Source organism: Vibrio sp. nBUS_14 (assembly GCF_051201655.1).
Lineage (GTDB): Bacteria > Pseudomonadota > Gammaproteobacteria > Enterobacterales > Vibrionaceae > Vibrio.
In genome coordinates this window covers 96,886-110,697 of record NZ_CP179206.1, presented here as the reverse complement: position 1 = coordinate 110,697, position 13,812 = coordinate 96,886, and the positions used below count along the sequence as shown (strand labels likewise).

General features: G+C 41.9%; 12 protein-coding genes and 1 pseudogene. 2 read left to right on the top strand and 11 right to left on the bottom strand.

Annotation, left to right across the window (positions count from 1 at the left end):
• Positions 1–383: 383 nt before the first annotated feature.
• From ACMAZD_RS00510 to tnpA, 5 genes are all read right to left on the bottom strand, one after another.
• Complete coding sequence (locus ACMAZD_RS00510) at positions 384–800, bottom strand: hypothetical protein (protein WP_435248154.1); 417 nt, start codon at positions 798–800, stop codon at positions 384–386.
• Entirely contained in the window at positions 794–2,404 is a 1,611-nt protein-coding gene (locus ACMAZD_RS00505; RefSeq protein WP_435248153.1) for a DEAD/DEAH box helicase, read from the bottom strand. The genes ACMAZD_RS00510 and ACMAZD_RS00505 overlap by 7 nt, the downstream gene beginning before the upstream one ends.
• Positions 2,405–2,459: 55 nt before the next feature.
• On the bottom strand, positions 2,460–4,010 hold the full coding sequence (gene tnpC / locus ACMAZD_RS00500; protein ID WP_435248152.1) for an IS66 family transposase: 1,551 nt from the start codon (positions 4,008–4,010) through the stop codon (positions 2,460–2,462).
• A gap of 67 nt (positions 4,011–4,077) precedes the next feature.
• Positions 4,078–4,443, bottom strand: a complete 366-nt coding sequence (gene tnpB / locus ACMAZD_RS00495) for an IS66 family insertion sequence element accessory protein TnpB (protein ID WP_102559463.1) — start codon at positions 4,441–4,443, stop codon at positions 4,078–4,080.
• Positions 4,443–4,742, bottom strand: a complete 300-nt coding sequence (gene tnpA, locus ACMAZD_RS00490) for an IS66 family insertion sequence element accessory protein TnpA (RefSeq protein WP_435248138.1) — start codon at positions 4,740–4,742, stop codon at positions 4,443–4,445. Before tnpA ends, tnpB begins: the two co-directional genes overlap by 1 nt.
• Before the next feature lie 85 nt (positions 4,743–4,827).
• On the opposite strand from tnpA, the pseudogene ACMAZD_RS00485 reads away from it, so the two are divergent.
• Positions 4,828–5,559 (top strand): annotated as a pseudogene (locus ACMAZD_RS00485) (tyrosine-type recombinase/integrase); the annotation flags it as partial.
• A 302-nt stretch (positions 5,560–5,861) separates the two neighbouring features.
• Here ACMAZD_RS00485 and ACMAZD_RS00480 read toward each other — a convergent pair.
• The gene (locus tag ACMAZD_RS00480) at positions 5,862–6,770 is read right to left on the bottom strand and encodes a type I restriction-modification system subunit M (protein WP_435248151.1); all 909 of its coding nucleotides are present in this window, start codon (positions 6,768–6,770) and stop codon (positions 5,862–5,864) included.
• Positions 6,771–6,877: 107 nt separating this feature from the next.
• Here ACMAZD_RS00480 and ACMAZD_RS00475 point away from each other — a divergent pair, with 107 nt between their 5' ends.
• Positions 6,878–7,093 carry a hypothetical protein gene (locus tag ACMAZD_RS00475; RefSeq protein ID WP_435248150.1) on the top strand — a complete coding sequence of 72 codons (216 nt, stop codon included), beginning with the start codon at positions 6,878–6,880 and terminating at the stop codon, positions 7,091–7,093.
• Between the two features lie 247 nt (positions 7,094–7,340).
• On the opposite strand, the gene nhaC is transcribed toward ACMAZD_RS00475, so the two are convergent.
• From nhaC to ACMAZD_RS00450, 5 genes are all read right to left on the bottom strand, one after another.
• The gene (gene nhaC / locus ACMAZD_RS00470) at positions 7,341–8,720 is read right to left on the bottom strand and encodes a Na+/H+ antiporter NhaC (protein WP_435248149.1); all 1,380 of its coding nucleotides are present in this window, start codon (positions 8,718–8,720) and stop codon (positions 7,341–7,343) included.
• 186 nt (positions 8,721–8,906) lie between these two features.
• On the bottom strand, positions 8,907–9,767 hold the full coding sequence (gene purU, locus ACMAZD_RS00465; protein WP_435248148.1) for a formyltetrahydrofolate deformylase: 861 nt from the start codon (positions 9,765–9,767) through the stop codon (positions 8,907–8,909).
• 74 nt (positions 9,768–9,841) lie between these two features.
• Complete coding sequence (locus tag ACMAZD_RS00460) at positions 9,842–10,501, bottom strand: sarcosine oxidase subunit gamma (RefSeq protein ID WP_435248147.1); 660 nt, start codon at positions 10,499–10,501, stop codon at positions 9,842–9,844.
• On the bottom strand, positions 10,494–13,514 hold the full coding sequence (locus ACMAZD_RS00455) for a sarcosine oxidase subunit alpha (RefSeq protein ID WP_435248146.1): 3,021 nt from the start codon (positions 13,512–13,514) through the stop codon (positions 10,494–10,496). The genes ACMAZD_RS00460 and ACMAZD_RS00455 overlap by 8 nt, the downstream gene beginning before the upstream one ends.
• Positions 13,498–13,809, bottom strand: coding sequence for a sarcosine oxidase subunit delta (locus ACMAZD_RS00450; RefSeq protein ID WP_435248145.1), 312 nt, complete (start codon positions 13,807–13,809; stop codon positions 13,498–13,500). The genes ACMAZD_RS00455 and ACMAZD_RS00450 overlap by 17 nt, the downstream gene beginning before the upstream one ends.
• Positions 13,810–13,812: the final 3 nt, after the last annotated feature.

Here is a 13,812-nt window from a genome sequence, read left to right as displayed (position 1 = left end):
ATAACATGCCCCTAACAAGACAACTTGCTCCTAGACAACTACAAAAAGCTCTATGTAGCATAACCTTCTAGACAAACCCTAAATTTAAGGAGTAATAGTTGATTGGAACCACTTTGTGAAGATTGTGCTCGCAGAAATTGCTTGGAAACACAAAGAATGGGAGCCTGACAATTAGGCTAGATTACGAGGATGGCGAGCTTGATAAGACACTTGTAATGCTTTGCTTGACACTGCAACAATAAAGCAGCGAAGTTAATAAAATTAGAAAGAAGCTACGCAACTTCGATTCAAACGCAACACAATGCAATGCGCTCTATACATATTGCCTGATAGAAACCTTGGAGTACAAAAGGAGAAGCTGTTAGCTTCTCCTTATGAAGGGATTATGCAGCGATAGAACTGTTAGTAAAGGCTTTCAAATCTTGAGGGAGTGTTTCAATTAACGATTCTCTAGCAGCTGTAGATGGAACTAAACTTAATAATTCAGATAAGGTGCTCATCAAGTCGTCATATCTATCCCATTGAACTTTATAGCGGCTCTTCCCTACCTTTTGTTCAACTCTATTAAGTTGCTTTGCTTCACTGTACGTATACCGCATAGAATTCACAACCAGTTGTCCTTCATCATCCAATTCCTCGAATGTAAAGGTCATAGTTAATAGGTTATTTTTCTTAGATAAACTCATATCTACATAGTTATCTTCGAAAACAGTATCAGCTATATCGCTTGGTTGAACCCCTTTTGCAAGATAGGTAGCGATAAGCTTATCTGTCAAAATTTGTATTTTTTCATTTAACATGACAACATTTTCCTAAGCTCATCCATAAGCAACGGTACTAGGTCTAATGATTGTAGCAAAGCCTTGTTATCTCGGCCGTTAACTGAACCGAATTTTTTTGCTAACTTCAAATTTACGTATCGAACCAGAAGACCATCATTTGGAGTATCTAATTTCAGGTGCGGGATTATACCCTTAAACTTAGGGGCCAATTCAAATGATTTTTCGCCTAAAGCACAATCACTCAAGACATTAGCTACCTCGTCTTGAATTTTCTTAGTTAACAACTTTCTAATTTGTTTTCGAGCGATATCAGGTCGTTTTTCAATAAGAGCAGGATCAATCTCTGCATCTGATATCTTGGTGGTTTCAGTCTCAATAAGTTTACTCTTGATGACTGCAATTTGGTCATCTTCTACACCAGCATCCTTTAGAGCTTCTAATGTTTTAGAAACCTTTTCGTTCACTTCCGCACGCTTCTGTTCAAAAAGAACATTAAAGTCTAAATCACTCAAGTAAGAATCTTGATCACTTACAAACGAATCGTCAGTAACAATTCCAGCAAGGCTACTCGTCCTTTGAGAATAGTCTCTGCTAAGCTCGGTATAATCTCTGACCCGTTGTTGCTTAGCTCGATCAACTTCTTTTTGGAATTTATCCCACATGAAGTTCAAACCCGTCTCTTCGTGATAAATCACGACAGCGTTATTGTCTATTTCAAAGGCAGTTATCTCATTTTCAGGAATAGCTCGAAGCACTCTTCCGATAACTTGAGCAAAAGCATTGATGCTACGATATGGTCTAAACATAGCGAGAATAGTAAGGTAATGGTGATCATAGCCTTCCATAAGCATGTTGACAGAGATAACTACCTGGCACTCATGATTATTAATTTTCTGGAATGAAGAATCTACCTCTTCGGGATCCATATCGCTATGAACGATGACACTCTCTAGCCCCCTAGCTTTATACCATCTTAGTAAGTCTTCAGCATGTTTTATGCTACAACCTACAGCAAGAATTTTGTGGGGAACTTTAGGGCTGGCAGCTTTTAGTTCCTGTAATCGAGCAATACTATTGTCAATTACATCTAACGAGCATTCTTCAGAAAGAGCCACGCTTTTTTCTAGCCATTCCCTATCTTTGAACTGTAAAACTTCGTCTTTTGTTAGAGATACCCCCGGCATTTCTGCTACGGTAAAGCGCAGCTGGTGAGCGTTGACTGTTTCTTTTCTTAACCATTTTACGTAACGATCCCTCATCACTTCAGATAGAGGGGTTTCATGAATTCTGTCACCTGGCACTGGTTGATTATCACCTCGATAAGGGGTGCCAGTAACATGAAGTTTTTTAGCTTGAGGGAAATAACTAAGAACCTCTTGCCAAGTTCCTGCAGGCGCATGATGAGCTTCATCAACTATTATCATGTCAAAAAATTCTGAATCAACAATTGGTCGATTCAAAAGCCCTGTTTTTCTTCCACTCGATAGCTTCTGAATATTTGAATACACAATATTACTTTCAAACAAATGTTCATCGGAAAGATCATTACTGTATTCAGAAACAATAGGTAGATGTATAGGGTTAAAAATCACATCAAGGTTTACCCAAAAGTTGTCATCCAAAACTTCTTGAGTAAGCGCCAGTTACTCGGCGTATTGATGAGGAGAACCAAAGCCGTTAGGCTTTGGTTAGATTCCAAGGTAGAAGCGCTTCTATGTCTTCCAACGTCTCTGCGTATGGTAGCTTACTGAGAAGGGTGTGAAGATAGGAGTAAGGTTCAAGACCGTTTAATTTCGCCGTTTCAATCAAACTATAGCAAGTCGCACTCGCTTGAGCTCCTGATGGCGTATCAGCAAAGAGCCAAGCTCTTCGACCCACTGCGAATGGGCGGATTGCATTTTCTGCCATGATGTTACTGATGCGTACTTCACCGTTATCACAGTAAGCCACCAGTTTTGACCATTGATTTAGCATATAACTGACCGCTTTACCCGTTAAGCTGTCTGATGGTACTCGATTAATGGTCTTGTCTAAAAACACCTTCAGTTTATCTAGCACTGGGATGCTGTGCTCGCAGCGGTATTTTATGACTTGCTCTGGCGTATATTCTTCAGTTTCTTTTAACTCAGTCAGCTTACGCTCAATTCGGTAAAGTGTATTGATGTAACCGAGCGCGGTATCAGCTTTACTCACTTTTACTTTTTTACCTTTCGGCTGTGCATCTTGCGCTTCGATGAACTTACGGCGTGCGTGATCCATACAGCCAACATGAATAAGACTGTATTTTTTACAGGCAGCATTGTAGCCCGCATAACCATCGGTTTGCAGGTAGCCTTTAAAGCCATCGAGAAGCTCAAGTGGTACTTCTTTTTTTCGAGACGGATCGTAGTGGAACAGAACCCTTTGCTTATCTGGCGGCCTGCCTAATGAAACCCACATATATTTATCGGATGTCACAGCACGACCAGGCTCTTTAAGTACCTGAAGTGGCGACTCATCCATCATGATGTATCGACCTGCATTTTGCTGCTCACGTAATAGGTTGATGAGAGGTTGAAACACATCTGAGACCTTAATTACGTAGTTAGCTAATGTCGTTCGAGATAGGCCACCGCCATACCGTTTCAGCATCTTTTCGATACGATATAACGGTAATCCATCGACGTATTTTGAGGTAATGACGTGAGCGATGAGGCTAATGCTACCGATAGAGCCAGGAAGCGGATGCTTTGGTAACGGAGCCGTCATGATATATTGAGTGTCTTCTTTATCATCAAAGACCGCTTTCTCTTGCATATATTCCAGGACACGGATTTTAGCCGGCACGATGTCGAGTTCTTCTTTCACTTTTGCAAAGAAAGTGCTCTTAGCCCCTGTTTTTTCTTCATCTGTTAGGTATAGGAAGATTTGCTCACGCGGTAAGTCTTTAGATAACGGTTTTCGGCCACGAGGCTTAGTATCATTATCGTCTTGTCCACTTTTGTTATCTTGGTTATTTTCAAAAGCAGTCAAGTCAGGGTCAGTACACAGCTCTGATTCATCGAACAATAAAAATTGGTCTACGGAGGTTTTCTCGCTACTTGGTGCAAAGCGTTTGAGTTTTAGGTGGCGAACCACTTCCTCTAAAATTGCGATGCGAGCTGATTGTGATTGAAGTTTCGCTTCTTTTTCTGCTAACTGAGCACGAAGCTGCTCGATTTCAGTCAATTTTTCGGAAGAGAAACTCATGGGTAAAATAGCCTTTAACGCCTTATTTTAAGAGGCTTTATTGTACCAAAATAAGGCATTAAATTCCTTAAAATAAAGACTCATATTCGAGTTTTTTATGACCTTTCATTAGGGTAATATCGTACCCATCCAGTAACCAATTTAGCTGCTGCCCAGTAAGAGTGACTACCTCGTCGGAGCGCTTTGGCCATTTGAACTTTTCTTCCGCTAAAGATTTGTAGTACAGCACAAAACCATTATCTTCCCAGAACAAGCACTTAATTTTGTTACGCTGTTTGTTGGTAAACGCATAGAGGTGGCCGCTGAATGGGCTGTGTCCAAGTTCCATTTCGATGAGTGCGCTCAACCCATTGTGTGACTTTCGAAAATCAATAGGGTCACGGTAAAGATAAACAGCAGGCAGATGCTGAGCAGGTCTTAACGTTGGTTGCATTAGGTTAACTTCTCCAGCAGTTTGAGTGCGACATGGGCATTCATTTCGTCAACCCCATCAATTAATAGACCACTAGGCAAGGTTACTGAAAGGCTTGAGGAGGTGTGCTGCATTTCCACTTGAGCGATAGTGAATTGAGAAGAGACGGTGTTCGTGTTGGACGCCTCCAATACTTTACGTTTCCAGTAACTAAACTGACTTTGGTCGATTTGGTGAGAGCGGCAATATTGGGCTTGAGTGAGCTTAGTTTGTAGCCATGCATCGATATGCTGCTGCCACTGTTGGTAAGAAATAGACATAATTGAACCTTGTATGAGTAATGACTGCTGTCATTATCAGGGTTCAAATTAAGTCGCGAAATAATGCGGAGTTATTGGCGCTTACGTTAAACGCTTATGTCAACGCTTAAACGAGATAATGGTATATGCCTTTAATGTCGGTAAGCTCACCTCTAACCCTATTGATAAAATCTATTCTGGATTTCAAAAACCGAAGAAAAAAAACATGGCAGCTCTGAAGCCCAATGAGCTACCAGAACTGATGAATGCAATCGCGAATGCATCTATTAAAAAAGTGACTCGCTTTCTAATTGAGTGGCAGCTACACACAATGAGTAGACCAGCAGAAGCCGCAGGTGCTAAATGGGAAGAAATTGATTTAGAAAATAAACTCTGGATTGTCCCCGAAGAGCGAATGAAAAAAAGAAAAGAGCACAAAATACCGCTAACTGATCAAACTATTGCCTTGTTAGAAGAACTTAAACCAATTAGCGGTCATCGAGATTTTCTGTTCCCTTCAGATAGAAACCCTAAGAAACCTTGTCATAGCCAGACAGCTAATATGGCTCTAAAAAGAATGGGATTTGAGAATCGACTAGTAAGCCACAGTTTGAGATCCCTAGCTAGTACAACACTCAATGAACAAGGGTTTGTTCCTGATGATATTGAATCAGCTCTAGCTCATGTAGACAAAAACCAAGTGAGAAGTGCTTACAATCGTACAGATTACCTTGAGCGTAGACGTCCGATGATGAGCTGGTGGAGTGAACATATAACCACTGCTGCTGAAGGGAATGTCTCATTGGTAGGGAGAAAAGGGCTAAAACTAGTAGGGTAAGAAAAAAAATACAGCGAAAGTTTATATAACTTCCGCTGTATTTCTATACGAGATCACTAAAATAAAGGCAGAGTAACCAATTTGGTTTATCTGTCATCTTTTTACATCATGCCGCCCACCGCCTCTTAAGCAATTGTTTAAAGAGAAGTTATAACGCAGGAGCCATAAGGATACCCTTCACTATACCCTAGCTTGTCATAAAACGATAAACCTATAGGTGAGATGTGACTTTCTATTTACAAATAGAAAAGTGATACAAGGCTAACTTCATCTACACTATCAGAAGCAGGCTTACCAAAATATTAATTTGGTAACTTAGGAAGATTTAGTTCTTCCAAGAAACTGTTATGTTCCTTTAGCGCAGCATTAATTTCCTTTTCGATATCAACTAGTTTCTGATGCTCAACCGCTAAATCAACCTTAGCCTCTGCAACGGCTGTGCTAACGTAGCGTGAGATATTAAGGTTGAAATCATTCTTTTCAATCTCCTCCATTGATACTCGACGAGCATAACGGTCTTCTTCTTTTCTATATTGATAAGTATCGATAATTTTATCAATATCACTATCACTTTCACGTAATTTATTCTGACGCTTACCCTTTTCACAGAGCTCACTGCCATTAACGAAAAGTACATCATCGTACTTTTTGCATTTTTTAAGTACCAAAATGCAAACGGGAATACCTGTAGAAAAAAACAGATTTGCTGGCAGGCCGATGACTGTATCAATATGACCATCTAGCAACAACTTAGTTCGAATACGATTCTCAGCACCACCTCGGAATAATACTCCGTGAGGTAAAATAATCGCCATCGTACCTTCGTCACTTAAGAAGTGAAAACCATGAAGTAAAAAAGCAAAATCAGCAGCAGACTTTGGTGCAAGACCGTGACTTTTAAATCGAAAGTCTTCGCCTTGTGCTTCCGTAGGCTCCCAACGGTAACTAAATGGAGGGTTAGCAACTACAGCATCACATTTCAATTTCTTAGCTGGATTCATTTCACTAAGCATATCCCAGTCGTTAGTTAACGTGTCTCCATGATGTATTTCGAACTCAGTATCCTTAACTCCGTGCAGCAACATATTCATACGAGCAAGGTTATAAGTTGTAATATTTTTTTCTTGTCCATATATTTTACCAATACCATTAGGTCCTAAACGTTTACGTACGTTTAATAACAATGAACCTGAACCACAGGCAAAATCCATCACCTTATTTAGCTTTTTCTTTAAACCTGAGACTGGATCTTGACTATCGAGTACAACAATGCGGCTGGCAATACAAGCAGTGGAAAAAGTAAAACAGGAGAAACGCTATGGAAGATAAAACGATGCACAATGAGGCAGATTGGAAGCGATTAGAGGGTGGGTTTTATCGTGAGTATCAAGTCGATATTGACCATGGCAATCTTTCTCTGGCTGCGCTTGAGATTTTATCTCGTGCATATCAAAACGCTTTGATGCGCTTTGGTCACAGTTATGTTCTTCGATTCCGGTTACGAATACCCAAAAAACAAAACCAGCAAGAGTGACAGATACCGTCTTAGTTGGCGGTATCTGTGTTGATATTAGAAAGTCAATGAGTCGGTTCGCAGACGCTTACGTAAAAGCCACCGACTAACGAGGGGGCATACGCCCACGGTGAAACGCAATATTCTTGCGGAAAGAAAAAACGGTCCCAATCAAGGACCGTTTGTATGAATAATGCTCGCTCTACAGTTCACCCAAAACACGTTAAGTGATTAGAATTAGCATAGTAGTGGCTCTATTCAAAGAGAGTTATGCTACGGCTTCACGAAGAGTAAATTTATCTGTCGCGGCATAAAGGATACTAATGACTGGTGATATCCAACACGCAAATGCTAAAGGTATATAAAGTAAGTTTTCAATATTTCCATCCGCGATACCTAACCCTAATGCACTGATCACCACAGCGCCACCAGCATTCCAAGGAACTAACGGTGAAATCAATGTTCCACCTTCCTCAACGGCTCTCGACAAATTAAGCTTAGAGTACCCTTGCTTTTCATATACTGGAGCGAACATTCTGCCAGGGAGACTGATGGATAGATACGGGTCACCGGCAACTAAGTTAGTCGCAATGGAAGTACCTAATGCGGAAGTTTGTAAGCGCAAAAATGAACGACTTTTCTTCAAAATAGCCTCTACAATTGTCTCGAGACATTTAGTTCTCTCTAACGCTCCCCCGAAGCCCAATGAGATCATTACTAGTGTAATTACCCATGTCATCGACTGTACACCACCTCTCGCCAGCAGCGAATCAATTTCAGCTACTCCAGTTTCAATCTGATATCCACTTTGAGCATATTGGAATAGTTCATGTAGAGATACTCCTTGTGTCAAATTCGCAATCGCGGCGCCGCTAATTACACCCATAAACAATGAAGGAAGCGTAGGCAATTTACAAAGAGAACACGCTAGAACTAGCACCGGTGGAATAAGTAACCATACTGACAAATTAAAATTTGATTCAATTCCTTGGCTAATCAGCTCAATCTTCTCCAGTGCGGTATGACCAAGTGGAGCACTATTAAAACCAACGAAGAGGTAGATACCTAACGCGATTACCATCGCCGGCACTGTTGTTGGCAACATATTCTTAATATGTTTAAACAGGTCTACGCCAATGACCGCTGGAGCTAAGTTAGTCGTATCAGAAAGGGGAGACATTTTATCGCCAAAAAAGGCGCCCGAAACGACTGCGCCAGCAGTCCAATATAGTGGAATATCAAACCCAACACCTATCCCAACCAAGGCTAGTCCTACTGTACTTACGGTTCCCCATGAAGTTCCAAGTGATAGCGATACAACGGAGCACAACAGCATGCTTGCAGCCAGAAATATCTGAGGGGTAAGCATTGTAAGTCCGTACTGGATCAAAAGAGGCACTGTGCCACTCGCGATCCAGATCCCTACAATCATACCAACTAACATCAGAATAGCAATCGACTGCATAGCTAATCGCACTGTATGTAAAATGCCATCTTCAATATCTTCCCATCGGTAACCTCTTAGCCACGCTAGGAACGCGGTGACACTAATACCGATAACAAGGGGGATATGTGGTGTAAAGTCATTAAAGACAAATAGTTGTAGCGCCAAAATCCCCAGAGTAATAACGATTGGCATGATAGCCATTATTAAACTGGGCTTATTGGGTTGATTCAATTTCGTCATACTGAGCCTTCCTTATTTCACGTTTGTGCAGAATTGCGGGTGCAAAAAGCCAGCTTAGACATGTCTTACATGCTAAGCAGCTAGTTCTATAATTTCGTTTTTCTTAGGCGTACTATGGCAAATGTCTACCAGTCGGCAGACGGTAATTTATGATCGTTCAAAGACAATCGTTTTATCATCAAATAGGAATACACGTTTTTCGATGTGATATTGAATAGCTCTTGCTAGTGTAAATGCCTCAATATATTTTCCTTTTCGAGCAAGATCTTGTGGATAATAACTATGATTAACAGTTTCCATACCTTGTGTAATTATCGGCCCCTCATCAAGGTCGCTACTAACATAATGGGCGGTCGCGCCAACGAGCTTAACTCCTTTGTTATACGCTTGATGATACGGCTTTGCTCCCTTAAATCCGGGTAATAGCGAGTGGTGAATATTAATCGCCTTACCAGTCCAAGATTTACACATTGAACGAGATAAAACTTGCATATACCGCGCTAAAATTAACAGTTCGCAGCCAGCATCCTCTAAAACCGTTTGAACACATTGTTCTTGTTCAAACTTCGTATCATACGAAATAGGGAAATAGTAATAAGGAATTCCATGCCATTGAGTTAATTCGCGCAAATCTTCATGATTTGAAATAACCGCTCGTATTTCTACTTTGAGATTATTAGTGCGATATCTATATAAAAGATCATTTAAGCAATGATCATATTTAGACACCATGATAACGACTGATGGCTTGTGCGTTTTATTGGTCAACTCCCATTCCATTTCAAAAGCTCTCGCTTTATCTCCAAAGTTACGCTGGAAATCCGATTCATCAAATGGTTTATCACCTTGTTGATTAAATTCGACACGTATAAAGAAGCGAGAGTTTAATTCATCATCAAATGAATTCAGTTCTGAGATGTAACACCCTAAATCACACAAATGTCTAGTCACTAAGTCAACGGTTCCCAATCGACTGGGGCAACTTGCTGTAAAAATAAAACTACTCATGTCATCACCTAAAATTTGTAATTTGCAACGGTCCCTTTAGCACTTGGGACCGTTGATGACCTAGCTTTAAAAAACTAATCCTTAATGAATATCACGCCATACTCATTACTTGCATCCATTAACCACATCCATATATAGTCAGCAAAACTTCTCCTAATTATGAGCTCAAATGAAGTTTTATCTGTTCTTCGTAATTGAACTTGAGAGCGAGAAAATGCAATACCAGCCACCTTCCCAATAGGAAAGTTACGTATATCTACATCGTAGGAAGTCGACTTCCTAAGTACGTTCTCTGCATTTTCACCTTTAATCGTTACTAGCGTTTGACTACTGCTAATATCCGTTACTGCAAAGTGTCCTTGTAAGCAATTTCGAAGAGATTGCTCTATTTTTTCAGCGCTATTTGGAGGGCCAATAATCAACCACTCATTTGGAGATTGCCAAAATATACGCAGCTCATTATTCTGCATCGAAGTACATGACATAACAGGAAGTTCAACCCCTAGTGCCTGCTTTACCGCTTTACAGAAAGAGGGGACATGGCTATTTCCTCGCAAAATTAGGTGACTTAAACCTTTCAACTCCTGTATTGCTACCGTCGTTTCTGTTTCTATTCCTTCAATAGTCACCACATCAACATGGTCAAGGGGAGAATCCTGACGCGGTGTCCAGTTCGTCAGTTGGTGACTTTCGGTTTGTCGAGTGGTTGGACGTTCTAACGTGAATTCAGACATTTTGTCGGTCTCCTTTTGGATCATAAAATACAGATGGGCCTATTTCAGCTTCGATCGTGTTCCCGTCTGGCAGAGGGAAATATACTTTTTCTCCATGTCGTGATAATCCTCTTTTTATCACTCCTAATGCTATAGAACGACCTAATACGGCACTGTAATAACTAGACGTTACATGACCAACCATGCTCATCGGTATTGCTTCATCAGGGTCGAAAACCGCTTGAGCGCCTTCTGGAATGACGGCACTTGGATCCGTTGCCAACAAACCTACAAATTGCTTTCTGTCGTCCCTTTTATTGTCTAAGCGATCCCAAGAGCGTTTTCCGATGTAACTGAACTCTTTGTTTTTTCCAACAATCCAGTTCATGTCCATGTCTTGGGGAGTGACTGAACCATCTGTATCTTGCCCTGCGATAATAAAACCTTTCTCGGCACGCAGAATATGCATTGTCTCGGTGCCATAAGGGGTAATATCAAATTCTTCGCCCGCTGATATGACTTGTTCCCAAACATACAAGCCGTAGTTCGCTGGCACATTAATTTCAAAAGAGAGTTCTCCAGTGAAACTGATACGGAACACCCTTGCCTCTACGCCCGCGACAGTCATCGATTGCCACGTCATATAGGGAAACGCTTCATTGGAAATGTCATTTTTTTCCACAAGCCTTTCTAGCAATTTACGGCTATTTGGCCCAGAGATGGTCATTGTTGCCCAATGATCGGTAACACTAGAAAAATAGACTTCTAACTCTGGCCATTCTGTTTGATGCCACAATTCAAGCCACTCAAGAACAGCAGCAGCCCCACCTGAAGTCGTAGTCATGATGAAGTGGTTATCATTGATGCAAGAGGTCACTCCATCATCAAAAATCATCCCATCATCTTTACACATAATGCCGTATCGACATCGCCCCGGAGCCAATTTCAACCAAGGATTGGTATATACCCGATTTAAAAACTCTCTTGCGTCTTTACCCTGAATATCGATTTTTCCGAGTGTGGATGCATCCAAAATACCAACGCTACGACGCGTAGCCAGACATTCACGATCTAAACACTCCTGCATTGATTCTCCCGTTTTAGGGAAATACCAAGGCCTCTTCCACTGCCCGACATCCTCAAGCATCGCATTGTTCATAATGTGCCATTTGTGCATAGCAGTGAAACGTGCAGGATCAAATAAGGTTCCCGCATCACGACCAACCAATGCGCCAAAAGTTACGGGGGTATACATCGGACGAAAGATTGTGGTTCCCGTATCCGCGATCGATCGGTTTAGTACTTTCGCGACAATGGCCATGCCATTGATATTTGATGTTTTTCCTTGATCGGTTCCAAAGCCCATAGCAGTGTATCGCTTCACATGCTCGATCGACTCATAACCTTCTCTAGTAGCAAGTTCGATTCCAGCGGCAGTCACATCGTTTTGATAGTCGACAAACTGCTTTGGTGCTCTGCTCGTCGGTTTGGTATGGGGGATATGGTAGAGCTCCATAGCTTTGGTAATGTGTTCAGCTTGAACCTTCGGAGGTAAACCATATGATTCATTGAGCCTAGCACCTAACGCTTCGCCAACCTTAACAGCCGTACTGGCGCCACTCTCTAACACATCACTTAAGTTATATATGCCAACCGCGCCTCCAGCATGTAACTGACGCTCATTCGCCATTCCAGGCACGAAGCCATGAATATCAGCATTCCATACTGGTTTACTGCCTGTATGACATGAAAGATGCACGACTGGGCTCCATCCTCCTGAACTTGCAACCGTATCGCAGTTAAGTTTAAAGGTTTTACCCGTAACAGCGCTGCCATCATCATTCAAAGACGCAACTTCCACAGCACTTACGCGTCGATTGCCTTTCACATTAATGACGGCTTTTCCCGTGAGCACTTTAATGCCCATATCACGCGCTAGATTGGGAAGTTCAGATTTGGCAGTTTTGCGTGTATCAATCACCGCCACAACTTCTCTTCCACTATTACGCCAGTCGATGGCGGCTTGGTACGCATAGTCATTGGTAGTCATCACTACCAATTGATTACCAGGCACGACCGCATAACGATTAATGTATGTTGAAACAGCCGAGGCTAACATACACCCTGGTACATCATTGTTTCCATATACCAGCGGCCTTTCCAGTGCACCCGTCGTCAAAATGACTTTTTTGGCACGAATACGATGCAACCTCTGCCGGGTACCAGGAATACGCTCACCTAAATGATCGGTACGGCGCTCTACCGCACCCACAAAATTATGGTCATAGTAGCCAAACGCAGTCGTACGATATAACAATGTAAAATTGGGATCTGATTGCAATAGAGCAAGCGTTTCTGATACCCAATCAAGGCATTGTTGGCTGTTAATTGTCTTCGTGCTCGACAACAACGAACCGCCGAATTCATTTTTCTCATCAACAAGGATAACGCGTAGGCCTGAACCCACGAGAGCCTTAGCTGCCGACAGTCCTGCTGGGCCACCACCAACGATTAACACCTCTGCATGATGATTAATTTTGTCATATTGGTCAGGGTCTTCAGCGGTAGGCACTTTACCCAGTCCAGCCGCTTTACGAATGTATTTTTCGTATGTTGGCCATAGGCTTTGAGGTTGCATAAAGGTTTTATAATAAAACCCTGGTGGCATCATCGCTCCGCCCACTTTACCAAGCCCAGCCATAACATCGACATCGACATTAGGCCAACCAGCTACAGAGCTCGCACATAAACCCTCATAAAGTTCAGCTTGAGTCGCTAGGATGTTGGGGATGGTTGTATCCTCTTGACTACCGACCTGTAACACCGCGTTGGGCTCTTCAGCGCCTGCAGCGATAATGCCTCTTGGGCGAGAATATTTGAAACTACGGCCTACAACATCCACCCCATTCGCTAACAAAGCAGAAGCAATCGTATCACCATGAAACCCTTGGTAAGTTTTCCCATTGAATGTGAACGTTACCGTTTGGCTCCTATCTACGCGACCACCATCATTAAGTCTATTTTGCGCAACCATACTGTATATCTCCTTTGAATGATGATGCCGAGCGGTCGTTCATCTTGGTAGTTTTATTAATCTCGTACGTCAACGTGTCGCGCGTCACATTAAAGAACTTTCGACAACCTGCACTGTGGAACCACATCTCGTCATGCAGCCCCTTGGTGTTTTTGCGATGAAAAAGATACTGTCCCCAATTTTCATCACTTATCGTGTTTGGGCTGGTCGGCCTAACGATATGAGCTTCACCAACATAGTGGAACTCTTCTTCTTCTCGAATTTCCTCACAATAAGGACAATATATCTGCAACATACC

What these genes read in the sequence shown, in the direction of transcription:
- ACMAZD_RS00510 (WP_435248154.1), bottom strand. Translation starts at nt 800, where the DNA reads ATGTTAAATGAAAAAATACAAATTTTGACAGATAAGCTTATCGCTACC.
- tnpC (WP_435248152.1), bottom strand. Translation starts at nt 4,010, where the DNA reads ATGAGTTTCTCTTCCGAAAAATTGACTGAAATCGAGCAGCTTCGTGCT.
- tnpB (WP_102559463.1), bottom strand. Translation starts at nt 4,443, where the DNA reads ATGCAACCAACGTTAAGACCTGCTCAGCATCTGCCTGCTGTTTATCTT.
- tnpA (WP_435248138.1), bottom strand. Translation starts at nt 4,742, where the DNA reads ATGTCTATTTCTTACCAACAGTGGCAGCAGCATATCGATGCATGGCTA.
- ACMAZD_RS00480 (WP_435248151.1), bottom strand. Translation starts at nt 6,770, where the DNA reads ATGGATTTTGCCTGTGGTTCAGGTTCATTGTTATTAAACGTACGTAAA.
- ACMAZD_RS00475 (WP_435248150.1), top strand. Translation starts at nt 6,878, where the DNA reads ATGGAAGATAAAACGATGCACAATGAGGCAGATTGGAAGCGATTAGAG.
- nhaC (WP_435248149.1), bottom strand. Translation starts at nt 8,720, where the DNA reads ATGGCTATCATGCCAATCGTTATTACTCTGGGGATTTTGGCGCTACAA.
- purU (WP_435248148.1), bottom strand. Translation starts at nt 9,767, where the DNA reads ATGAGTAGTTTTATTTTTACAGCAAGTTGCCCCAGTCGATTGGGAACC.
- ACMAZD_RS00460 (WP_435248147.1), bottom strand. Translation starts at nt 10,501, where the DNA reads ATGTCTGAATTCACGTTAGAACGTCCAACCACTCGACAAACCGAAAGT.
- ACMAZD_RS00455 (WP_435248146.1), bottom strand. Translation starts at nt 13,514, where the DNA reads ATGGTTGCGCAAAATAGACTTAATGATGGTGGTCGCGTAGATAGGAGC.
- ACMAZD_RS00450 (WP_435248145.1), bottom strand. Translation starts at nt 13,809, where the DNA reads ATGTTGCAGATATATTGTCCTTATTGTGAGGAAATTCGAGAAGAAGAA.